25 protein-coding genes and 1 tRNA gene are annotated in these 22,802 nt (G+C 50.5%); 11 read left to right on the top strand and 15 right to left on the bottom strand.

From position 1 onward, the window contains the following. Nucleotides 1–40: 40 nt before the first annotated feature. The 6 genes from hflX to tsaE form a co-directional block, all read right to left on the bottom strand. On the bottom strand, nt 41–1,336 hold the full coding sequence (gene hflX, locus ACTZWV_RS13530) for a ribosome rescue GTPase HflX (RefSeq protein WP_444787055.1): 1,296 nt from the start codon (nt 1,334–1,336) through the stop codon (nt 41–43). 17 nt (nt 1,337–1,353) lie between these two features. Continuing rightward, entirely contained in the window at nt 1,354–1,611 is a 258-nt protein-coding gene (hfq, locus tag ACTZWV_RS13535; RefSeq protein ID WP_444787056.1) for an RNA chaperone Hfq, read from the bottom strand. 90 nt (nt 1,612–1,701) lie between these two features. Then, a complete protein-coding gene (gene miaA, locus ACTZWV_RS13540) occupies nt 1,702–2,631 on the bottom strand; it encodes a tRNA (adenosine(37)-N6)-dimethylallyltransferase MiaA (RefSeq protein ID WP_444787057.1) in 930 nt (309 codons plus the stop codon). After that, a complete protein-coding gene (mutL, locus tag ACTZWV_RS13545; RefSeq protein WP_444787058.1) occupies nt 2,628–4,343 on the bottom strand; it encodes a DNA mismatch repair endonuclease MutL in 1,716 nt (571 codons plus the stop codon). Before mutL ends, miaA begins: the two co-directional genes overlap by 4 nt. Nucleotides 4,344–4,345: 2 nt before the next feature. Further along, nucleotides 4,346–5,653, bottom strand: a complete 1,308-nt coding sequence (locus ACTZWV_RS13550) for an N-acetylmuramoyl-L-alanine amidase (protein ID WP_444787059.1) — start codon at nt 5,651–5,653, stop codon at nt 4,346–4,348. Next, entirely contained in the window at nt 5,640–6,110 is a 471-nt protein-coding gene (tsaE, locus tag ACTZWV_RS13555; protein ID WP_444787060.1) for a tRNA (adenosine(37)-N6)-threonylcarbamoyltransferase complex ATPase subunit type 1 TsaE, read from the bottom strand. The genes ACTZWV_RS13550 and tsaE overlap by 14 nt, the downstream gene beginning before the upstream one ends. 181 nt (nt 6,111–6,291) lie before the next feature. Between tsaE and queG the strand changes: the two genes are divergently transcribed. Next, nucleotides 6,292–7,425 carry a tRNA epoxyqueuosine(34) reductase QueG gene (gene queG / locus ACTZWV_RS13560; protein ID WP_444787061.1) on the top strand — a complete coding sequence of 378 codons (1,134 nt, stop codon included), beginning with the start codon at nt 6,292–6,294 and terminating at the stop codon, nt 7,423–7,425. On the opposite strand, the gene ACTZWV_RS13565 is transcribed toward queG, so the two are convergent. The 3 genes from ACTZWV_RS13565 to orn all read right to left on the bottom strand — a co-directional run bounded on the left by ACTZWV_RS13565 (nt 7,394) and on the right by orn (nt 8,388). Further along, nucleotides 7,394–7,600, bottom strand: coding sequence for a DUF1289 domain-containing protein (locus ACTZWV_RS13565; protein ID WP_444787062.1), 207 nt, complete (start codon nt 7,598–7,600; stop codon nt 7,394–7,396). The genes queG and ACTZWV_RS13565 overlap by 32 nt on opposite strands. 94 nt (nt 7,601–7,694) lie before the next feature. Continuing rightward, a tRNA-Gly gene (locus tag ACTZWV_RS13570) sits at nt 7,695–7,770 on the bottom strand. A gap of 66 nt (nt 7,771–7,836) precedes the next feature. Beyond that, nucleotides 7,837–8,388, bottom strand: a complete 552-nt coding sequence (orn, locus tag ACTZWV_RS13575) for an oligoribonuclease (RefSeq protein WP_444787063.1) — start codon at nt 8,386–8,388, stop codon at nt 7,837–7,839. Between the two features lie 111 nt (nt 8,389–8,499). On the opposite strand from orn, the gene rsgA reads away from it, so the two are divergent. The 3 genes from rsgA to ACTZWV_RS13590 all read left to right on the top strand — a co-directional run bounded on the left by rsgA (nt 8,500) and on the right by ACTZWV_RS13590 (nt 11,297). Beyond that, entirely contained in the window at nt 8,500–9,534 is a 1,035-nt protein-coding gene (rsgA, locus tag ACTZWV_RS13580) for a small ribosomal subunit biogenesis GTPase RsgA (RefSeq protein ID WP_444787064.1), read from the top strand. Nucleotides 9,535–9,551: 17 nt separating this feature from the next. Continuing rightward, on the top strand, nt 9,552–10,424 hold the full coding sequence (asd, locus tag ACTZWV_RS13585) for an archaetidylserine decarboxylase (RefSeq protein WP_444787065.1): 873 nt from the start codon (nt 9,552–9,554) through the stop codon (nt 10,422–10,424). A gap of 171 nt (nt 10,425–10,595) precedes the next feature. Further along, nucleotides 10,596–11,297 carry a glycerophosphodiester phosphodiesterase gene (locus tag ACTZWV_RS13590; RefSeq protein WP_444787066.1) on the top strand — a complete coding sequence of 234 codons (702 nt, stop codon included), beginning with the start codon at nt 10,596–10,598 and terminating at the stop codon, nt 11,295–11,297. 52 nt (nt 11,298–11,349) lie between these two features. Here ACTZWV_RS13590 and ACTZWV_RS13595 read toward each other — a convergent pair whose 3' ends face one another. Next, entirely contained in the window at nt 11,350–11,748 is a 399-nt protein-coding gene (locus tag ACTZWV_RS13595) for a MerC domain-containing protein (protein WP_310208309.1), read from the bottom strand. 162 nt (nt 11,749–11,910) lie between these two features. Between ACTZWV_RS13595 and ACTZWV_RS13600 the strand changes: the two genes are divergently transcribed. Next, nucleotides 11,911–12,219, top strand: a complete 309-nt coding sequence (locus ACTZWV_RS13600) for a prephenate dehydrogenase (protein WP_444787067.1) — start codon at nt 11,911–11,913, stop codon at nt 12,217–12,219. A gap of 82 nt (nt 12,220–12,301) precedes the next feature. Then, nucleotides 12,302–12,580, top strand: coding sequence for a hypothetical protein (locus tag ACTZWV_RS13605; protein WP_444787068.1), 279 nt, complete (start codon nt 12,302–12,304; stop codon nt 12,578–12,580). Here the strand turns inward: ACTZWV_RS13605 and ACTZWV_RS13610 are convergent. The 3 genes from ACTZWV_RS13610 to ACTZWV_RS13620 all read right to left on the bottom strand — a co-directional run bounded on the left by ACTZWV_RS13610 (nt 12,567) and on the right by ACTZWV_RS13620 (nt 15,307). Then, complete coding sequence (locus ACTZWV_RS13610; RefSeq protein WP_444787069.1) at nt 12,567–13,115, bottom strand: DUF3016 domain-containing protein; 549 nt, start codon at nt 13,113–13,115, stop codon at nt 12,567–12,569. The genes ACTZWV_RS13605 and ACTZWV_RS13610 overlap by 14 nt on opposite strands. A 215-nt stretch (nt 13,116–13,330) precedes the next feature. Then, complete coding sequence (gene groL / locus ACTZWV_RS13615; protein ID WP_444787070.1) at nt 13,331–14,968, bottom strand: chaperonin GroEL; 1,638 nt, start codon at nt 14,966–14,968, stop codon at nt 13,331–13,333. Nucleotides 14,969–15,016: 48 nt separating this feature from the next. Next, on the bottom strand, nt 15,017–15,307 hold the full coding sequence (locus ACTZWV_RS13620) for a co-chaperone GroES (protein WP_305555774.1): 291 nt from the start codon (nt 15,305–15,307) through the stop codon (nt 15,017–15,019). 303 nt (nt 15,308–15,610) lie between these two features. Between ACTZWV_RS13620 and ACTZWV_RS13625 the strand changes: the two genes are divergently transcribed. The 5 genes from ACTZWV_RS13625 to prmA all read left to right on the top strand — a co-directional run bounded on the left by ACTZWV_RS13625 (nt 15,611) and on the right by prmA (nt 20,870). Next, the gene (locus ACTZWV_RS13625) at nt 15,611–17,386 is read left to right on the top strand and encodes a protein-disulfide reductase DsbD (RefSeq protein WP_444787071.1); all 1,776 of its coding nucleotides are present in this window, start codon (nt 15,611–15,613) and stop codon (nt 17,384–17,386) included. Between the two features lie 220 nt (nt 17,387–17,606). Then, nucleotides 17,607–18,062 (top strand): type II 3-dehydroquinate dehydratase, encoded by a 456-nt coding sequence (aroQ, locus tag ACTZWV_RS13630; protein ID WP_305555780.1) that lies wholly within the window; start codon nt 17,607–17,609, stop codon nt 18,060–18,062. A gap of 23 nt (nt 18,063–18,085) precedes the next feature. After that, entirely contained in the window at nt 18,086–18,544 is a 459-nt protein-coding gene (gene accB, locus ACTZWV_RS13635) for an acetyl-CoA carboxylase biotin carboxyl carrier protein (protein WP_444787072.1), read from the top strand. A 16-nt stretch (nt 18,545–18,560) separates the two neighbouring features. Further along, the gene (accC, locus tag ACTZWV_RS13640) at nt 18,561–19,904 is read left to right on the top strand and encodes an acetyl-CoA carboxylase biotin carboxylase subunit (RefSeq protein WP_444787073.1); all 1,344 of its coding nucleotides are present in this window, start codon (nt 18,561–18,563) and stop codon (nt 19,902–19,904) included. A 78-nt stretch (nt 19,905–19,982) separates the two neighbouring features. Beyond that, the gene (gene prmA, locus ACTZWV_RS13645; protein ID WP_444787074.1) at nt 19,983–20,870 is read left to right on the top strand and encodes a 50S ribosomal protein L11 methyltransferase; all 888 of its coding nucleotides are present in this window, start codon (nt 19,983–19,985) and stop codon (nt 20,868–20,870) included. Between the two features lie 88 nt (nt 20,871–20,958). On the opposite strand, the gene ACTZWV_RS13650 is transcribed toward prmA, so the two are convergent. Continuing rightward, nucleotides 20,959–21,999 carry a linear amide C-N hydrolase gene (locus ACTZWV_RS13650; protein WP_444787075.1) on the bottom strand — a complete coding sequence of 347 codons (1,041 nt, stop codon included), beginning with the start codon at nt 21,997–21,999 and terminating at the stop codon, nt 20,959–20,961. A gap of 94 nt (nt 22,000–22,093) precedes the next feature. Then, nucleotides 22,094–22,765, bottom strand: a complete 672-nt coding sequence (lepB, locus tag ACTZWV_RS13655; protein WP_444787076.1) for a signal peptidase I — start codon at nt 22,763–22,765, stop codon at nt 22,094–22,096. Nucleotides 22,766–22,802 lie beyond the last annotated feature (37 nt).

Raw genomic sequence — 22,802 nt, forward strand, 5'->3', positions numbered from 1 at the left:
CTCTACTCCAGTTTTAAGTTGTAAAATAAGGGCTAATGTATCAAATAACCGCTGCGCTGACGACATAGTTTTCTAATGCCCCCTGCGATTGCTTTACGCTGCGTTGCCAGACTGACTCACCCAGTCTGAGCGTTAACTGACAATTGCCATCTGCGTCGAACTGCTCTTGCGTTATGCAGTGCAGTTGATGAAAACGGGCACGCCATACCGCCTGTTCCGGCGGCAAGGACAAATTGATATCGATATAACGCTCTGACAGCAACTGCGCTATGGCCTGCATCAGCAGTTCAATACCATCGCCGGTTACCGCAGAAACATACACCGCGGCCGGCTGATTATATTCGTTGTATTCAATACGTGGCTGTTGCTCAAGCAGGTCAATTTTATTGTATACCACTAACTGTGGTAAGTGATCTGCTTCAATCTCCTGCAATACTGCGGCTACCTGCTGCATATTGTCAGTTTTACGCGCATCAGCCGCATCAACGACATGCAATTGCAAATCCGCTTCGCGGGTTTCCTGCAGCGTCGACTTAAATGCAGCAACTAAATCGTGCGGTAAATGACGGATAAAGCCCACGGTGTCAGCCAGTACTATCTCGCCAACCCCCTTAAGCTTTAGCTTGCGTAAAGTAGGATCTAAAGTAGCAAATAATTGATCTGCCGCGTAAACATCGGCTCGGGTAATGCGGTTAAACAGCGTTGACTTACCGGCATTGGTATAGCCGACTACCGACACCACCGGCACCGCTGAGCGTTGTCGTGCGCGCCGGCCTTGTTCACGTTGCCGCTCCAGTTTATCCAAACGCAGCTGCAACGCTTTTACCCGTTCGCGCAGTAAGCGCCGGTCGGTTTCCAGTTGGGTTTCACCAGGCCCACGTAAGCCTATGCCACCCTTTTGCCGGTCGAGACTGTCCCAGCCACGCACCAGACGCGAGGCTAAATGCTTTAACTGAGCCAGCTCTACCTGCAGCTTGCCTTCAAAAGTACGGGCACGCTGGGCAAAAATATCCAGAATAAGGGTGGTACGGTCAATCACACGGCTCAGACACAATCGTTCTAAGTTACGGGTTTGTGCCGGACTTAACGCATGATTAAAAATAACCACCGTCGCCTGATGCTGCTCTACCAGGTCGGCAATGTCCTGTGCTTTACCTGAACCGACAAAAAACTTCGGATCAGGCGCGCTGCGATTGGTGCTAACCACTTCTATGCTGTTAACACCGGCAGAAGACACCAATAGCTTAAGTTCAGCTAAATCTTCACTGGTATGCTGCTGCGAAAAGTTCACATGGACAAGGATCGCTTGTTCCGGTACGGCGTTAATGTCAGACAAGCGAACAACCCCTGTTGTTATTCTGTGTCGTCTTCGTCATTCTGGCCATTGCTTTGAGCAACCATAGTATTGACAGCTCGCGCCGGCACTACAGTGGAAATGGCATGTTTATATACCATCTGGCTCACGGTGTTTTTCAGCAGTATCACAAACTGATCAAAAGACTCGATTTGACCCTGAAGTTTAATGCCATTCACCAAATAAATTGATACCGGAATACGTTCCCGTCTCAAGGTGTTTAAAAATGGGTCTTGTAAAGATTGGCCCTTTGCCATGTGCCGCTTTCCTTTTTTTATTAGTCCGACTTATATTGGTATTATTTTTTTTATTTCAAGTTGTTAAAACGTCTTTTTTATCCATCTTGTTTAGCTTAGCGAAGATAAAACCGCTTGCAAGTTTTCTGACATGGGCGCATCACTTTTTAACCATGTAAGGTCGTGCCAGCTTCTCAACCAGGTAAGTTGGCGTTTTGCCAGTTGTCTGGTTGCCGCTATGCCACGCAATGTCATCTCTGCATAACTGCATTCGCCGTCCAGATATTGCCACATCTGCCGATAGCCGACACAGCGCATGGATGGTAAATCAGGATGCAAATCAGTACGTTGCTTTAGCTTTATAACTTCCTGTTCAAAGCCTGCTGCCAACATCTGCTCAAATCTTTGCGCTATACGTTGGTGCAGCACTGCGCGATCTTCCGGCGCAATAGCAAATTGGTGTACCGGAAAGCCAAAAGGTTCCCCTTTCTGTGCAGTAAGTTCCGTTAAAGTACGTCCGCTAATACGGAAGACCTCTAACGCGCGGTTGATACGCTGCGGATCATTCGGATGGATCCGCAGTGCCGATACCGGATCAACTGCTGCCAGTTCGGCATGTAACGCCGGCCAGCCTTTCTCTGCCGCTTCCTGCTCCAACTGCTGCCGCACCAGCGGATCTGCTTCCGGTAATGGTGATATACCTTCCAGCAAAGCTTTGAAGTACAGCATAGTACCACCAACCAGGATGGGAATGTTACCACGATGTTGAATTTCTGCAATTAAACGCAACGCATCTGCACGGAAGTCTGCCGCAGAATAGCTGTGTGCCGGATCACGGATATCCAACAAATGATGTGGTGCTAACTTCAGCTCTGCTGCCGTGGGCTTAGCTGTGCCAATATCCATACCACGGTAAATCAAGGCACTGTCTACACTGACCAACTCTGACGGCAAGCGCTGATACAGCTCTGTTGCCAATGCGGTTTTACCCGACGCAGTGGGCCCCATTAAAAAAATCACCGCTGTGCTGTTGTTACTCATACGGTTTGCTCCTGTAACAGCGCCAGGGTTGCATCTAATTGCAGCGGCACGGCCAGCCGGTCACTGTCGCCGGCTATATGCGGGCAGTAGTCTAACAAAAGCGCCGCGTCCAGCCCATTAGCGCTAAGTAGCATAGACACTAAGCTGTGCAGAGGTTTAGCGTCTGCCGTTTGTGCCAGTTGGCTCAACCACAATGGGATCCAATGGCTTAACGTAGTGTGCCGTAGCCAGCCCGGCACAGCGCGGATAATTAATATCGCATCGGTTAACAGCATATCAAAACCGGCCTGGTTCAGCTGCCGCGCATGATGCGTTAATACATTCATTTGCGCAGCATCGAGTGTCAGCCGCTGCGGCAGTAATAACGGCACCGGCGTAATCTGCTGTGCTGCGCTGTAAGCGGCTATAGCAGCAGCAAGATCAATCAATGCCACATCTGCACCCTGTTGCTGCAGTAAATAGCGGTTGCGGGCAATTAACGGTCTGGCCGGCGTGAGCTCAGTGGCTGTCGGCGCCGATGCAAGCGATGTGTCAGATGGCACCGCCTTGTGGCTATGTTGCCAGTAAGACAACTCACGGCCAACCTTTGCCGCAGCAGGCTGGCGCGGTTGATAACTGCCGCCGCTTTGCACGCGATAAGCAGATGTTGCGCTTTCCTGCACATTATTTGCAGTATGGCCGTTAGCAGCATTAGCTGTGGGGTTATCAGCCGGGCTTAACTGCGCTAAAGCGTCGCTTAGTGCTGAGACCACAAAATCGTGAATTAAGCGCGCCTGATGAAAGCGTACTTCATGCTTAGCCGGATGCACATTCACATCGACTTGGCGCGGGTCCAGCTCCAGATACAATACAAAAGCCGGTTGCTGCTCCTGACTTAAGCTGTCGCCGTAGGCCTGGCGGATAGCGTGGTTCAGCAGTTTATCCCGCATCATACGGCCATTTACATAACTGTATTGGCATTGCAACTGTGCAGAGCAGGCTTGCGGTTGCACTATCCAACCCCAGATCCGTACATCGCCGTAACGGTTTTCGATAAAGGCTGCCTGTTCGGCAAAAGCGCGGCCACATAACGCCGCCACCCGTTTTTGCCGTTGCTCGTCTGTCGTGGCAGCTTTTAACCGGCGCACGCTCTGGCCGTTATGCGTTAACTGCCAGCTCACATCATAGCGGCTTAGCGCCAGGCGCTTTACCAGCTCATCAATATGACCAAATTCGGTTTTATCGGTACGCATAAACTTGCGCCTGGCCGGGGTGTTAAAAAATAAATCCAACACTTCAATACTGGTACCCACCGGATGCGCTGCCGGGCGTACCTCTACCTGCATCTCGCGTCCGGCGGCACTGGCCTGCCAAGCTGCACTTTGCTCAGGCGTTTTCGATGTCAGCGTAAGCCGCGATACCGAGCTGATACTGGCCAGGGCTTCACCGCGAAAACCTAAACTGCTGATGGCTTCCAAATCGTCAAGATCGGTAATTTTACTGGTGGCATGCCGGCTCAGTGCTAACACCAACTCTTGCTCTGCTATACCGCTGCCGTTGTCGCGCACGCGGATCAGTTTGCTGCCGCCTTTTTCTATATCAATATCAATATGGCTGGCACCGGCATCGAGGCTGTTCTCCACCAGTTCCTTTACTACTGACGCCGGACGTTCAACAACTTCACCGGCCGCAATCTGGTTAGCCAACTGCGGCGGTAAGATACGGATGGGCATAATTAGGGGATCCGCAGCATCTGGCCAACACGAATACTATCGTTCGCCAGTTGATTATGGTTACGTAAATCATCCACCGAGACATTGTAACGCTGCGCCAGCAATGACAGCGATTCGCCGGCACTGACTTTATGCTCACGGGCTCGTTGCTGAGCAAACAGTGAATCTGCCGGCGCTGACTTTTCAAAATGACGTTTCAGCGCAGCAAACAGCGATTGCGCCAACTTAGTTTGATAGGCCGACGAGCGAAGCTGCCGCTCTTCCTGCGGGTTAGAAATAAAGCCGACTTCGACCAAAATCGACGGGATATCCGGCGCTTTCAGCACACCTAAACTGGCCGCCTGCGGCTCTTTCTTATGTAAATGCGCTACCTTACCCAGCTCCTGCAACACTTCATTTGCCGCCTGATAGGCCGTAACCATCGAATGGTTCATTGATAAATCCAGCACCGTTTGCGCCAGATAACGCTCGTTAGCCGAGTCTTTAATAATTTCCGCTACACCACCCAGCAGCTCCGAATGGCGCTCGGTTTGCTCCAACATCCGGCCAACCTCAGATGTGGCACGCCGCAGCGATAACACCCACACTGAAGCACCACGTGGCTGTGGTGTGGTAAAGGCATCAGCGTGAATGGAAACCAGTAAATCGGCCTGCTGGCCGCGGGCAATTTCGGTGCGCCGGTTAACATGAATATAGTAGTCATTAGTGCGCACCATCATGGCTTTCATGCCGGGCTGACGGTCAATTAACTGCGCCAGTTGTCTGGCGATAGGCAAGGTAATGTTTTTTTCATAAAACCCACTGGGGCCAATGGACCCGGGATCTTCACCACCATGGCCGGCATCAATGGCGATAACAATATCGCGCGCCGCCCGAATGGCCGGTGGCGGTATATTTTTCGCCGGCTGATCGTCGGGTAAGTCGACCACTAAACGATGGCCATAAGGCGGCGTGGGCGGCAAGGTAAACACGTTAGCCTTAGTCTGTTTGGTTAAATCCAGCACGATACGCATGCTGTTAGCATCGCCACTGCTGCGGATAGCTTTAATTAACGCTGACTCACCGGATATCGCCGGCAAACTGCTGCCGCCTTTAATATTACTTAAATCAATCACCAGCCGGTCTGGTTTATCCAGGCTAAAACTCTTATGCTCAGGCGCTGCGGACATATCAAACACCACCCGGGTGTTATCCGGCGATGGCCAAACCCGCACACTTTGCACCTGATTCGACGCCAGTACAGCAAAGCTATGCAACGCAAGGCTCAGCAGCAAACAGCTTTTGATTTTGTAATAATTATTTTTCATCATCCGCTACAGCTTTCAATATTTGGTCACCGGCAGCAGTATTGGCTGTCAATTCAGCCCGCCGGTGTTCCTGGTCAAAAATTAAGTGTATGTCGAGATCCGCCACAGGTAAATATCCACAACCCCGCTCTGGCCATTCAATAAAACATAGACTATCGGCACGAAAATAATCGCGAATACCCATAAACTCCAGCTCTTCACTGTCGCGCAAGCGGTACAGATCAAAATGATACACCGCCAACTGCGCTAACTGATAAGGCTCTACCAGGGTATAAGTCGGGCTTTTTACTGTGCCTTTGTGCCCCAAGGCATTAATCAGGCCGCGACTGAAGGTAGTTTTACCGGCGCCCAATTCACCATGCAAAAAAACTGTCAGACCGCCGCTAACATAACGGGCTACCCGCTGCGCCAGCAATAAGGTTGCTGCCTCATCCTTTAACACATACTGAAATTGCGCCACTTATCACCACTTATACTGTTGCCAGGCCGTTATCAGCGCTATGTTAACAAATTAATCACCCGCTGAGCCAGCAAAACTGCCGGCCGTGTCTATGACTCAGCGCAATGCTGCAAGGTTCCCGCCCGGCACCCGCCTTAGTGTACTATATGCAAAATTGCACTGTGATTTCCTAACCAACAACATGACTACAGATTACGCCGCTTTAGCGCAGCAGATAAAACAATGGGCAAAAGAGCTTGGTTTCGCCCAATTGGGTATTACCGGCGTGTCTCTGCCCGATGCCGAACGCCAGTTGCAAAAATGGCTTGATGCCGGTTACCACGGTGAAATGGACTATATGGCCAGCCACGGTATGTTGCGCGCCCGTCCGGCAGAGCTGGTACCGGGCACATTAAGGGTACTAAGTGTGCGCATGGATTATCTGCCGCAAGGTGCCGGTTTTGCTACCAACCTGGCCGACCCGACACAAGCCTATATCAGCCGCTATGCACTGGGCCGCGACTACCATAAATTAATCCGCAACCGGTTAAAACAGCTGGGCGAGCGCATCAACCAACAGGTGGCTGAGCTGGGTTACCGGCCTTTTACCGACTCAGCGCCCGTTATGGAACGGCCGCTGGCACAGCAAGCCGGGCTTGGCTGGGTTGGTAAACACAGTTTATTACTCAACAACGAGGCCGGTTCGTGGTTTTTTTTAGGTGAGTTGCTGGTTAACCTGCCTTTACCCATCGATACACCGCACCAGGGTGATTGCGGCAGCTGCGTCGCCTGCATTACCAGTTGCCCCACCGGCGCTATTGTTGAGCCCTATGTCGTCGATGCCAGACGCTGCATTTCTTATCTGACCATTGAGCTTAAAGGCGCGATACCGGAAGAATTCAGGCCACTTATCGGCAACCGGATCTATGGCTGTGACGACTGCCAACTGGTGTGCCCGGAAAATCGCGCCGCGCCGCTGAGTATTGAAGGTGACTTTCAGCGCCGGCCACAGTGGCAGAGCCAAAGCTTACTCAGTTTATTTGCCTGGCAGCAGCATGAATTTTTAAGCTATACCGAAGGCAGTGCCATCCGCCGCATTGGCTATGAACGCTGGCAGCGTAATATTGCCGTCGCTTTGGGTAATGCGCCTTATCAGGTTGAAATAGTACAGGCGTTAACAACTAAACTTGATAGCGCCAGCGAACTGGTGGCCGAACATATTCACTGGGCGTTAGCACAACAAAAACGCAAAAGCTGGCAGGCAGAGTCTTTATTGCCGCGCAGCACAGAGCGGTTGGTACGGATTATTCAAAAAGGCTTGCCGCGGGACGCATAACCGTAGCTGTCGCCTCACGCTGCGTCATACGCCGGGCTGCCTGTCGTAAAATTTGCTCACGCCGCCATACATCTGCAGTGTGCCACTCCATGATTTCCTGCACCAAACGGCCGCAGCCCAGGCAACAGTCTTGCTGATCCAAACAACAATTGCGCACACAAGGAGACTCAGACATAGCGGGCCGGCAGTGTGTCAAACATGACTTAACTATATCGCAGAAAACAAAAAACCGCACTGTGCTTGCGCAAGGTGCGGTTTCTTATCGAATTTGGAGCGAGTAACGAGGTTCGAACTCGTGACCTCGACCTTGGCAAGGTCGCGCTCTACCAGCTGAGCTATACTCGCATCAACTAACGTTGTTACGTCGTGATGGCGCGCATTTTACAAAATCAGTTAGCTTATGCAAGTACTTTATTGCGGTAATTTGAAAAAATGCTCGCGATAGGTCACTAATTCAGCAATCGACTCCCGAATATCGTCCAGCGCCAAATGGCTGCCGGCTTTTTGTACTTTTTTCAGCACTTGCGGGTGCCAGCGCCGCGCCAGCTCTTTCACTGTGCTGACATCTAAATTACGGTAATGAAAAAATGCTTCCAGTGTGGGCGCATATTCTGCCAGAAAACGCCGGTCCTGGCCGATACTGTTACCACACATCGGTGATTTACCGGCAGCTACATACCGGCTTAAAAACGCTATAGTTTGCTGCTCAGCATCGGCAAGGCTTACTGTGCTGGCCCGGCAGCGTGCGGTTAAGCCGCTTTTACCGTGTTGTTCAACACACCAGGCGCTCATATTGTCCAGTACCTCGTCCGGTTGCTTAATAGCAAATACCGGCCCTTCTGCAAGGATATTCAGCTGGCTGTCGGTCACTATGGTAGCCATTTCCAAAATGACATCGGTTTTGGGCTCCAGCCCGGTCATTTCCAAATCCAGCCAAATCAAATTATTGTCATTTACGCTCATGAAAAACCCTTACGCAGCTTGCTGCTTTGTTCATTTACAGAATACAGGTATCATACACGCCCTAAGCTTAGCAGTAATAGCATCCTTTAGATCAGAGCGATAAAAGCAGCAGTGACCAAGAAAAAACATCTTACCCAGCGCCAGCAACAGCGCATTGTCGACAACGCCGGCAAGCGGCTGCGCGCGCCGAAAAATAAAGGTGTCGAATCGGTTGATGACACCAGCTTTGCTGCGCCCGAAACCGGGTTAATCCTCAGCCGTTTCGGCCAGCATGCTGATGTTGAAGACAACGAGGGCACAGTGGTGCGCTGTAATATGCGCCGCTCCGTAGCCTCCCTGGTTACCGGCGATCGGGTGGTCTGGCGCCGTGCGCTGCACCCCACCGGCGGGGTTGATGGTGTAATAGATGCGGTAGAAGAGCGCAGCTCAGTGCTGCTACGGCCGGATTTTTACGACGGCTTAAAGCCGGTGGCGGCCAATATTGATTTAATGATTATTGTCTCTGCGGTATTACCGGCCTTATCGCTGAATATTATCGATCGCTACCTGGTGGCCGCAGAAATGACCGGCATTAAACCGCTGTTGGTGATCAACAAGGTAGACTTACTCAGTACTGCAGAGCTGGCGGATGTAGAGCAGCAACTGGCACTGTACCAAAAGTTGGGCTATGACTTTTTAGCGGTCAGTGCCAAAAGCGGTATGGGTATGCAACAGCTGCTGAATTATTTACACAGCGGTACCAGTATCTTTGTCGGCCAGTCCGGGGTGGGCAAATCCTCGTTGATGAACAACCTGATGCCCGGGCTTGAAGCCCTGACGCGGGAAGTGTCCAGCAACTCCGGCCTTGGCCAGCACACGACTACAGTATCGCGCTTGTATCATTTGCCCGACGGCGGTGATTTAATTGACTCACCGGGTATTCGCGAGTTTGCGCTATGGCATTTAACAGCAGAAGAAGTTACCCAAGGCTTTACTGAATTTACCCCCTGGCTCGGGCGCTGCAAGTTTCGCGATTGCAAGCATATCTCCGACCCCGGCTGCGCCATTCAGCATGCAGTTGAAAACGGCGACGTCAGCCGGGAGCGCTACGACAGTTATCTGAAAATCCTCGCCAGTATGGCGCAGGACAAACCGAATCACTTTTAACCTTTTACGAGACCACGATGGATAATTTAAAAATTACCCTGCAATACCTGTTACCTAAACATTTAATTTCGCGTCTGGTGGGCAAACTGGCAGCGGCAAAGCTGGGCTGGTTTAGCCATTTTTTAATTAACCGTTTTATTAAAGCCTATGGCATTAATATGGCTGAAGCGCAGTTTGAACGGGCACAAGACTACGCCAGTTTTAATGAGTTTTTCACGCGGCCGTTAAAAGACGGTATCCGCCCGCTGGCAACAGAGGCTAATATTGTTGCGCATCCGGTAGATGGCACTATTAGCCAGCTTGGCCCTATCGTCGATGGCAAACTTATTCAGGCAAAAAACCACAATTATTCGCTACAAGCCCTGTTAGGCGGGGATAGCGCCACGGCATTGCCGTTTCAAAACGGCCACTTTGCTACTATTTATCTGGCGCCAAAAGACTATCACCGTATTCATATGCCTGTTCGTGGCACCTTGCGCCAGATGATTTATGTGCCGGGCGAGCTGTTTTCAGTTAACCCGTTAACTGCAGAGTGTGTAAAGGATTTATTTGCGCTGAACGAGCGCGTAGTAACCATTTTCGATACTGAGCTTGGCCCTATGGCATTAGTGCTGGTAGGTGCAACGATAGTGGCCAGTATTGAAACTGTCTGGGCCGGCACTGTTACGCCGCCGGCGGGTAAAAATGTATTCCGTTGGACTTACCCTGCACAGGGTAAAAATGCCATTACGCTGGAAAAAGGCGCCGAAATGGGCCGCTTTAAATTAGGCTCTACTGTGGTACTGGCTTTCCCGGCGAATAAACTGCAGTTTTTAGCCGACCAGCAAGCAGGCACCATCACCCGGATGGGTGCACCTTTTGCTGAAGTTCTGGCCAAAAATTTAGACTAATATATGTCAATGCATCAACACCAGCGAGCACGGATGTATTTTTATCAGTGACCGTTGAAGGCCCGGACGGCCTGAGACGAGCCCCCAGGGATGGGTTTACGGCGTGTCACGGATAAAATATACGCAGTGATTGCTGGTCCGTCTACGAAGAACAGGCAGGCAAACAGTATTATGCAAATCATTGCTCATCGTGGTGCCAGTGGTGACTATCCGGAAAATACTCTGCTGGCCATTGATCAGGCCATAGCCCAGGGCGCTGACGCCATCGAAATAGACGTATTCGCGGTACAGGGCGAACTTATTGTCATTCATGATCATCACTTAGCGCGTACCACCAATGGCAGCGGCAGCATTTATCAATACAGTGTAGCGCAGCTGCTGCAGTTAGATGCCGGCCGCGGCGAGCGTATTCCTACGCTGTGGCAGGTATTACAACGCCTGCAAAGCACCACACTGTGGCTTAATATTGAATTAAAAGGCGACAACACCGTAGCACCATTGCTGGCCTTGCTGGATAAAGCACAGCAAGAGCTGCAGTTTGACAGCCAGCGGCTGCTTATCTCATCTTTTAACCATCACCTGCTGGCAGAACTTAAACAGCACAGGCCAGAGTTAAAACTTGGCGCACTTACTGCCAGCTTAGCCATCGACTACGCTGCTTTTGCGCAGCAACTGCAGGCTTATTCAGTCAATTGCGATGTCAGCTTTATCAATCAGGCTTTTGTTGATGATGCCAAAGCGCGGGGTTTAAAAGTGTACGTGTATACCGTGGACCAGGCAGATGATATCGCCCGTATGCAGCAATACGGCGTAGACGGCATTTTCAGTAATTATCCGGCCAGAAGCCGGCAGCGATTGGCAGAAAAGCCCTAACGCCAGAAAGTAAAAATCCCGCCGCAGCGGGATTTTTTATAAATTCCGGTACCTAGTGATCATGACAGCTCTTGCAGCTGTTACACAACCGCATATTCATCACATGCGCCAACACCACCAGGGACGCGCCAACAATCAACACCGCATGTTCATATTCGTGGCCCCACACATCGCGCTGCCAATAAATAAACACACCTAAAAACAAAGAATAAAACGGGTACAGCTTGCGATGATAGCGGTGGAAACCAATAAACAAAGCAATAAAGCCCAGTACTATAGTAACCAGCAACATCACGCGCTCAAAAGCATGATTATGGCCAACGCTGAGGCCGAGTAACGGCAGAACCGGCAAAATGATCGGCAGCATAATGCAGTGAATGGCGCAAAGCGACGTCACCGTGATGCCTACTTTATCAAATACGTTTCTAACCGTTGCTAACACGATACTCACTCTGGCAGCTGAATTAAAGAAACGAGATAATATAACAAAACGTTAGTTAAAGAAACGCCCGGTGAAAAAAATACTCTGCTTGTACTGCTATCAGGCTAACTCTGCTGAAGCGGCGCCGGCCTTGTGGCATAATAGCGCCACTTTTTTCAGCGCAGTCGTATTATGGATACTTTACTTAACCAACTTGATGACAATTTAAAAGAGCTGTACCGCAAAGCACTGGACGCCGATGCCCTGCTCGACAGCCTGCAACAACAGGGCCATGCCAAACATCAGCGTATTTTTGCCGACAATAAACTGTTTCAGGTATCTGCTAACCGTTTTATGCCTTATCTGGCAGAAACCGCTGAGCAAGTGGCAGCCATGCGGCAAAGCCAGCAGTTTAATACCGCTACGTTACAGAAGGTTGTGCAGCAGTTAAAGCAGTTACACAGCACCCTGGCGGAGTTTCGCGCTGTTATAACCAAATAAAATAACCTTTTTCTTTTGGTCACAAAATAATCTAACGCCGCCTGGCGCCTGCACTAGTCTAAAAAGATGATTGGAGGTGGTTATGTCCGCGATAAGTGTAAGCCCGCCGGTTGCAGTAAATCGCAGCGCTGCGCAGCCTGGCCAACAGGTTGTTGCCGGCAGCAACAGTACTAATATCGCACCTACCCTGCTTAATGCATCAGCCCCAGCCATAAACAGCAGTACTGATGCTGTTACGGCTGAAAACAATGGCAGTGAATCGATAAGAGTCTCCAGCAGTATCGGCCGTGCCGCTTCTGCCGGCCAGTTAAGCAGGCAGGAAGCGTTAGACATTTACCGCCAGATAGCTAATCTGCTTTAACCTGGTTAGTACTCACTTTTGGCAACGCCGACGCATGCTGTTCTACTTTCGGCAGTAATTCTTTATCAAACCAAGTGTTTAACATCTGCTTTTCGTAGCGGAACTCTTCGTTGTCACTAACAGAGCGTATTGAATGCATAAAGCCCATATCACGCAGCTTTTCTTCATTGCTGATGACCTCTTCACCATGCTTATCACGCAGCACATGGTTAAACTTAATCGCCGGCGAATAAATATCTTTGACGATCCGCAGCGCATTACCGGCACCGCTGGCGAAGTAGTCAATATCACCGGCCAGATCAATGTCCGTTACCGTAACCTGCCAGCTGTAGCCCTCGGGTAATTTCGCAGCCATCTCAGCAAAAAAACCGTCAAATTTTTTCATTATCCGTTCACGGTATGCTTTACGGCTGTCATTGGCGGGGCGGATATCAGTAAATTTTTCCGGCTCCTGCCATTGTACTTTTACTTCTGCAGCCTGTACGGCACCGGCAGCCAGTGCAGCTATGCTGCAAGCTATCAGAATATTACGCATTGCGACCTCCTGAAACCTGATGTAGTTTCGCTGTTATAGCTAAAGTTAGAGCAAACTATGGCAGATAAGTTTATTGTTAACTGTAACTATAGCGCCAAATGCTGTGCAATAACTGTATGGTTTTGTATTAAAGTGTAGCCAGGCCGGCGCATAAAAAACAAAACCCCGGCACAAGGCCGGGGTTTTGCTGGAGCAAAATATGCGGCCTTATGCCATCACATCATGCCGCCCATACCACCCATGCCGCCCATATCAGGCATTGCAGGAGCATCGTTCTTCGGCAACTCAGTTACCATCGCTTCAGTGGTAATCATCAGTGAACCAACAGACGCCGCGAACTGCAGGGCAGAACGGGTTACTTTAGTTGGGTCCAGAATACCCATCTCCAGCATATCGCCGTACTCACCGGTAGCCGCGTTGTAACCGTAGTTACCGCTGCCGGCTTTCACGTTGTTTACTACTACTGACGGCTCTTCACCGGCGTTATCAACGATTTGACGCAGCGGTGATTCCATGGCGCGCAGCGCAATTTTGATACCGTGGTTTTGATCTTCGTTGATACCGCGCAGGTCAACCAGCTTGGCCGCTACACGCACCAGAGCTACACCACCGCCAGGCACCACGCCTTCTTCTACTGCAGCACGGGTTGCGTGCAGCGCATCTTCAACGCGGGCTTTTTTCTCTTTCATTTCAATTTCAGTAGAAGCGCCTACTTTGATAACCGCGACACCGCCAGCCAGTTTGGCCAAACGCTCTTGCAGTTTCTCTTTGTCATAATCTGACGTGGCTTCTTCAATTTGCTGACGAATTTGCTTCACACGGCCATCGATAGCACCTTGCTCGCCGGCACCGTCAATAATGGTGGTGTTATCTTTAGTGATAACCACACGCTTAGCAGTACCTAATTCTTCCAGGCCGGCTTTTTCCAGCTCCATGCCGATTTCTTCAGAAATCACAGTACCACCGGTTAAGGTAGCAATGTCTTGCAGCATGGCTTTACGACGGTCGCCGAAGCCAGGCGCTTTCACGGCAGAGATTTTCACGATGCCGCGCATATTGTTCACTACTAAGGTAGCTAAGGCTTCGCCTTCTACGTCTTCAGCAATGATCAGTAACGGCTTACCGGATTTCGCCACGCCTTCCAGCACAGGTAACAGCTCACGGATGTTAGTGATTTTCTTATCAACGGTCAGAATGTACGGGTTATCCAGTTCAACCTGGCCGGCTTCCTGATTGTTGATAAAGTACGGAGATAAGTAACCACGGTCGAATTGCATACCTTCAACCACGTCCAGCTCATTGGCTAAACCCTGGCCTTCTTCAACGGTAATTACGCCTTCTTTACCTACTTTATCCATGGCGCTGGCAATGATTTGGCCAATTTCGTCATCAGAGTTCGCAGAGATAGTACCTACCTGGGCAATGGCTTTGCTGTCGGCACAAGGCTGAGACAGTAATTTCAGCTCGGCAACGGCTGCGATAACCGCTTTGTCGATACCGCGCTTTAAGTCCATCGGGTTCATGCCGGCGGCAACCGCTTTTACACCTTCGTTGATGATGTTTTGCGCTAATACTGTTGCCGTAGTAGTACCGTCACCGGCTTCGTCATTGGCTTTAGAGGCAACCTCTTTCACCATTTGCGCGCCCATGTTTTCGAATTTATCTTCCAGCTCAATTTCTTTCGCTACCGATACACCGTCTTTGGTGATCATCGGTGCGCCGAATGATTTGTCCAGAATAACGTTACGGCCTTTCGGGCCTAAGGTTACGCGTACAGCGTTAGCCAGAATATTTACGCCTTTAAGCATTTTGTTACGGGCTTCATCGCCGAAACGTACGTCTTTTGCTGCCATTTTCTTGATCCTTTAATTCGGTTAATACGTTGAACAGTTCGGGTAAAGTTAGCCTAAGATCACACCTAAGATATTGTCTTCTTTGGTGATCACATATTCTTGGCCATCAACTTTTTCGGTGCGCTCTACATAGGCGCCGAACAGCACTTTATCGCCAACTTTAACGTCTAACGGTTTGATCTCACCGTTGTCTAACACGCGGCCATTGCCAACAGCGACCACTTCACCACGGCTTGATTTTTCCGCTGAAGCGCCGGTTAAGACGATGCCACCTGCTGATTTGCTCTCAGCTTCTAAACGTTTGATGATGACACGATCATGTAATGGACGAATATTCATGCTCTATCTCCTAAAGCTATTTTTGTGTTTTAACATGGGTGTTAAATTGTCTGGTCGGTATATGGGGCAGCCGGGAAAAAAACCCAAGGGCAAAATAAAAATTTCTTCATCTTGCCTTAAGATTTGCCGGCTAATTTTAGCGTGGTTGAAATAACACGGCTGTGCATCTGGTCTGTGCAAAAGTGCATATAAGCGCAGCCACTAAGCTGGGTTGCCGCTATTACCGTACTATTACTCTACAGCCAACACATGTTAGTCTGGCGGCGTAACAACGCTGAGGCGTTTAAGAGGAAGTATAAGCTGATGTATAAAGTGTTTTTTCTGCCATTTTTACTCTGGTTCACCCTGCTGGCACTGCCGCCGGCGCAGGCACAACAAAATTCAGTGCTTAACAGTCTGCTGCAGGCCAATGATGGTTTTTTGCCGGTTGAACAAGCCTTTGTGTTTGACTTTGTACAACAGCAGGATCAATTGCTGATTAGCTGGACCATTGCCGACGGCTATTATCTGTACAAAGATAAACTTAAATTTGGTGGCATAGCCGTCAGTTTTTCCCATCCCACTTACCCGGCAGCCATGACAATTGAAGATGAGTTCTTCGGCGTCAGCGAAGTATATTACCATCAGCTAACGTTGCGCATACCGCTGACCGACGTGAGTGAAGATGCGGTATTTAAAATTCAGTATATGGGCTGTGCTGAAGCCGGCTTATGCTATCCGCCGGTAACCAAAGAGCTGCCGTTATCCACCCTGACTTCAGCAGGTAACAGCTCAGACAGTGGCGGCGATGGCCAAAGCAGCATGCCGGTATCAAGTCAAAACACCCTGGCGGCTAAACTGAGTGACGGCGCCGGCTTAGCTACCCTGGCCGGCTTCTTTTTACTCGGCTTAGGCCTGGCCTTTACGCCCTGCGTATTCCCGATGTACCCTATTTTAACCAGCATTATTGTCGGTCAGGGCAAACAATTATCTAACAAACGCGCTTTTACGCTGTCGTTCTCCTATGTGCAGGGTATGGCCATTACCTACTCGGCTTTAGGCTTAGTGGTAGCCAGTTTGGGCGTGCGCTTTCAGGGCTATATGCAACACCCTGCGGTGCTGATTGTAGCCAGTGTGATTTTCGTGTTGCTGGCGCTGGCAATGTTTGGGGTGTTTAATCTCAGCCTGCCATCCGCCTGGCAGGAAAAAATCAGCAAAGTCAGCAATAACCAGCAAGGTGGCTCGCATAAAGGTGCCTTTACCATGGGCGCGCTATCCGGTCTTATTGCCTCACCCTGCACCACAGCACCGTTATCGGCGGCCTTGCTGTATGTGGCACAAAGCGGTGACTTACTGCTGGGCGCCGTAACGCTGTATATCTTAAGCCTGGGCATGGGGTTACCCTTATTGCTGCTGGGCAGCTCCGGCGGCAAACTGCTGCCCAAAGCCGGCAACTGGATGAACGCGGTAAAAACCGCCTTTGGCTTCCTGCTGCTGGCCGTGCCACTAATTCTGCTCGAACGCATGTTGCCATTTAGCTATGTGTTAGCGGCGGGCTCATTGCTACTGCTGTGTTTTGTTATTTACCTGTACCGCACCCTGTTTACTTTAAACAATGCCACGGCTAAAGCGGCAGTGCTGATTATCGGCCAGGTACTGCTAATTGGCGCCGTTATGCTAAATGTACGCTACTGGTGGCCCGCCCCGGCAGCAATTGGCGCGGTAGTTAACGCCAACCAACAGCAAGGCTTTGAACTGGTTAGCTCACTGGAAGAACTACAACAAAAGATTGCCGCCAGCGGTGAGCGCTTCACCCTGGTCGACTTATACGCGGACTGGTGCATTGCCTGTAAAGAGTTTGAACACTTAACCTTCCCTAAAGCTGAAGTACAGGCGCAGATGCAAAATATGCAACTGATCAAAGTCGACGTGACGAAGATGACGCGCAAAGATCAGGCACTGTTGGATAATTACCAGGTATTGGGCCTGCCCACCCTGCTGTTTTTCAGCCCGCAAGGGCAAGAGCTCAGCAGTGCCCGGGTTACCGGTTTTATGAACGCTACCGACTTCGCCGCCCACCTGCAGCAACTGCAACAGTAATTTTATGGCGGCGCTTTCGTCCGGCGCCGCCTACTGCCACCTGACTCCCGGCTGATAAGACCAGTATTTTGCTGCCATTTGTCACGATTTCACTATAATAAGTCGCTATTGTTAAGCTAACGGCTCTGCGTACGACAGAATTTTGTCAAACAGATGCAATTCGCACTTAGCTTTGGCAAGATAGTGCCGGATCAAAACAATTAGCGGGAATAACGCACAAATGGCGGCAACTTATCGAATTTTAGTGTTGAACGGCCCTAACCTGAATATGTTGGGCGTGCGTGAACCGGCGGTATATGGTTCTGCCACCCTGCAACAGATTATTACCGACCTGACGGAACAGGCAGCGGCGAAAAGTGTCGAACTGACGCATTTACAATCTAACGCCGAACACGACCTGGTCACTGCCATTCAACAAAGCCTCGGCCAACAGGATTATATCCTGATTAACCCCGGTGCTTTTACTCATACCAGCGTGGCGATTCGTGATGCACTGCTGGCAGTAGCCATACCTTTTATTGAAGTACATTTGTCTAATGTACATGCCCGCGAAGCATTCCGCCGGCACTCGTATTTATCTGATATCGCCAAAGGGGTGATCTGTGGTCTGGGGGCCAAAGGTTATCACTACGCACTTGATGCGGCGGTAGCAGCGTTACAAACAACCAAACAGTAATAACTAAATCAGGCTAAGAAGACATGGATATTAGAAAGATTAAAAAATTGATCGAGCTGTTAGAAGAATCTGGTATTAACGAGCTTGAGATCACCGAAGGCGAAGAGTCAGTGCGCATCAGCCGTAATGGCCCAACGCCACAGTATGCACCAATGCAACATTACGCGCCGGCACCACAGCAATATGCACCGGCTCCGGCCGCCGCGCCTGCTGCTGCACCGGCAGCTGCTGCCCCTGCCGCCGTCAGCGGTCATGTAGTTAAATCACCTATGGTAGGTTCTTTCTACCGCGCCGCCTCACCTACCGCGAAAAACTTCGTTGAAGTGGGCCAAAGCGTCAAAGCAGGCGACACCCTGTGCATTGTTGAAGCAATGAAGATGATGAACCAGATCCAGTCTGACAAGGCCGGTGTGATCAAAGAAATTCTGGTAGAAAACGGCGAGCCGGTTGAATTTGACCAGCCACTCTTTGTGATTGAATAACGCAAAAGGCAGACTGATGCTAGAAAAAGTACTGATTGCCAACCGCGGCGAAATTGCACTGCGCATACTGCGTGCGTGTAAAGAACTGGGTATTAAAACGGTGGCTGTGCACTCCACCGTTGACCGTAATTTAAAGCATGTGCTGCTGGCCGACGAAACCATTTGTATTGGCCCGGCGCCGTCACCGCAAAGCTATTTAAATATTCCGGCGCTGATTGCCGCTGCTGAAGTGACCAACGCCCAGGCGATTCACCCGGGCTACGGCTTTTTGGCCGAGCGCGCTGACTTTGCCCAACAAGTGGAAGAAAGCGGCCTGGTGTTTATCGGCCCGCATCCGGATTCTATCCGCTTAATGGGCGATAAAGTCTCAGCCATTGAAGCGATGAAAAAAGCCGGTGTACCTTGTGTACCGGGCTCTGACGGTGCAGTAGGCGATGATGCCGCCACCAACAAAGCCATTGCTAAACGTATCGGTTACCCGATTATCGTTAAAGCCGCCGGCGGCGGTGGTGGCCGTGGTATGCGCGTGGTTCGTAGCGAAGAAGAGCTGGTTAGCTCTATCGAAATGACCAAGGCTGAAGCGAAAGCCGCTTTTGGTAATGACATGGTGTACATGGAGAAATTCCTGGAAAACCCGCGTCATATCGAAATTCAGGTATTAGCCGATGGCCAGGGCAATGCCATTCACTTAGGCGAGCGCGACTGCTCTATGCAGCGCCGCCACCAGAAAGTGGTAGAAGAAGCACCGGCTCCTGGTATTACACCCGAGCTGCGTGCCTTTATCGGCGGCCGCTGTGTTGATGCCTGTAAGGTGATGAATTATCGCGGCGCCGGTACCTTCGAGTTCCTGTTTGAAAACGGCGAGTTCTTCTTTATCGAGATGAACACCCGGATTCAGGTAGAGCACCCGGTAACGGAAATGATCAGCGGTGTCGACCTGATTAAAGAGCAGTTACGTATTGCCTCCGGCATGCCGCTGACGCTGAAGCAGGAAGATATCATTATTCGCGGCCATGCCGTTGAATGCCGTATTAACGCTGAAGATCCGAAAACCTTTATGCCATCGCCGGGTAAAATTACCCGCTTTCACCCTGCCGGGGGCAATGGTATTCGCTGGGATTCGCACATCTATGCTGAGTACACCGTGCCACCAAACTACGATTCAATGGTTGGCAAGCTGATTACTTACGGCGAAACCCGTGACATTGCTATCGCCCGGATGCGTAACGCACTGGACGAATTGCTGGTAGAAGGCATTAAAACCAACATCGCACTGCATAAAGACATTATGCGCGATGAAGGCTTCTGCAAAGGCGGCACCAATATCCACTATCTGGAACATAAGTTGGGTATTAAGTAATACAGCATGCTACAGATTAAAGGCCGCTTTTGCGGCCTTTTTGCTATAATGCGGCAAATTTTTTAAGCGAGACTGATTATGCCCTGGATCCAACTGCGCGTTAGCACCACTGAAGAAAAAGCCGAACAGGTCAGCGATATGCTGATGGGCTGGGGCGCCCAGGCTGTAAGTTTTCTTGATGCACACGACACGCCTATTTACGAGCCGATGCCGGGCGAAGTGATCTACTGGACTAACACCGTGGTAGTGGGTTTGTTCGACGCTGAGCATCCGATGGACAAGGTGGTAAAGCAGTTACAGCAGGTGTCTTTCTTTAAAGATGGTGTCGATTACAAGCTGGAGCAGTTGGAAGACAAAGACTGGGAGCGCGAGTGGATGGATAACTTCCACCCGATTAAATTCGGCAACCGGCTGTGGGTATGCCCCAGCTGGCGCGATATCCCTGATCCAACCGCAGTAAATGTGATGCTGGACCCGGGCCTGGCGTTCGGCACCGGCACCCACCCTACTACTGCGCTGTGCATGCAGTGGTTGGATGCAACGATTCAGAGCGAGCAGACGGTAGTCGATTTTGGCTGCGGCTCCGGCATTTTGGGTATAGCGGCATTAAAGCTCGGCGCTAAGCGGGTAATTGGTGTCGACATTGACCCGCAAGCAATAGAAGCCAGCAGCGCCAATGCCAAACGCAATAATGTTGAAGGCCGGATAGAGTTGTATTTACCCAAAGACCAGCCCAGTAATTTTCAGGCCGATGTAGTGGTAGCGAATATTCTTGCCGGCCCGCTGGCTGAACTGAAACAGGTGATCAGTGCTTACGTGAAACCGGGCGGCCAATTGGCGCTGTCAGGCATTTTGGCAAGCCAGGCGCAAAGCGTGATAGATGCCTATAGCGACGAATTCAGCTTTGACCCCATTGCCGTGCAGGATGAATGGGTGCGTTTAAGTGCTTGCAAGCACAGCGGCTAGTGCACTACGTCAGCCGCTATACTGCCCGCACACCTTGCACAAATTTGTGGGCAGGCAGCTAAATTAACCCGGTTGGCTACGACAAACGCTATAAACCGGCAAACTGAAATGCCGCGGCTTTTTTAAACTGCTTAATGGTATTGCCGGCATAGGTCTGGTTTTTGTCCAATGCCAGTTTACGTACCGGCTGTCCGGCACGAAAATCAGCTTGTGTTAATTCAACCCAAAACGTATTGGGCGTAAATACCGTTTCAAAGTAATAACGCAGCGATTTATGATCGGCCACTGAGCGCCAGCGGGTGGAGGAAATATTCGGTTCAGTAGGCGACGAAATACCATAGGGTACTGAGGTATTGCGGATCAGGCTAAACACACTGGCTGCTGCCAGCACAGGATCATTGGTTTGCGGTAGCGCATTTAAGTAAAACGATGCCCGGACAAAACGGTCTGCTGCGCGGTTGGTACCAGGCAACATAGTAGTACCGCCCAACTCCTGCCAGTATTCATTTATCGCCAGTTGTTTCTCAAATACCGGCGAGTTGGTCATTACGGTGTAAGACGGGTCATGATGGATCACCAGCTTGCCATCAATATATTCAAATACAGCATTGTCTCCGCTGGCATCAGACAACGACAAATGCACGGTGGTAAAGCGGTCAGTGCCCGGAATGTCAGATGACACCAGTACAAAGGGTTCTGCCTGCATTGCACTTACCGCTTCAGCCACATTGGCAAAGTTATCCAGCATATACTGTACCCAAGCTGCCACTGTTAAGCCGGGTTGTTTACCGTCATATTCCGGATAACGTGACTCCACCAGCCAGAGCAAATTGGCTGCCAAGCCTTTTTCATTCATACCGTCGGCACTGGCAATATCAAAGGCACTGGCTATTACACTGCCATATTTCGACGTCCAGCGTATTGAGTTGGCCCCTACCTCGCCCTGACGTTGCATGCCGCGCGGAAACAACCACAGGTTAACCGGGATCTCATCACGCCAGTCCATCGAGCGGGCAGTAAGGATAAGGTTATCCTGGCCTTTATATACCGCGCGGGTACAGGCGTCAGAGACAGGTGCAATAGCAATACTAAGTAAAGCGCTTAACAACAATACGGATGTTTTCATCATGTGATCCCTGCAGGCTGGTAGCTTTAATCAAACTAAAGTAAAGCAACTATTTTACAAAATGAAAACAAAAGTGCAGATATTCCGCGCCAGCATCTCACAACGCTGCCAGAAAACGCCCGCTACGTGGCAGGTAATAGTTATCATAATCCAGCGAAAACAATACACTGCTGGCCCGGCCAACAATTTCATTACGCGGCACAAAACCAATTACACGCGAATCGGCACTGTTATCGCGGTTATCACCCAGTACCAGATAGTGGCCTTGTGGTACCCGTACCGGTGCAAAACTGTCACGCCCGGTGGCAAAAGAAGCCAGCTTGACGGTATGGGTAATACCGCCCAGTTGCTCACTCAGCAGCCGGCTGCTCTCGTCAGTAGCTGAATAGGCCTGCAATGCCTGATCCGACTCGTTATATGCCAGTTGCGCACCATTAATACTCAGCACATTGTGTTGCATCGCCACCACATCGCCCGGCACACCCACAACACGTTTTACCAGCCGGTCATCAGCGGCTTCAGAAGCAAAAATCACAATATCGCCACGCTGTGGATCGGCGCGTTTTACCAGCGACACTGTGGTAAATGGCAGGCGCAGATCGTAGGCCATTTTATTCACCAAAATACGATCGCCAATCTGAATGGTCGGCTGCATAGAGCCGGTAGGCACATCATTCCAATCCGCCACGGCACTGCGAAATACAAACATTAAGCTTAAAAAAACGATAATGCCGCGGTTATCCCGCCACAGTTGCTTGATTTTACTCATGACTTACTCCGTTAAGTAACCTGCACGCTAAGACCCG

Origin of the sequence: Rheinheimera sp. NSM (assembly GCF_052380015.1) — a bacterium.
Taxonomy (GTDB): Bacteria; Pseudomonadota; Gammaproteobacteria; order Enterobacterales; family Alteromonadaceae; genus Alishewanella.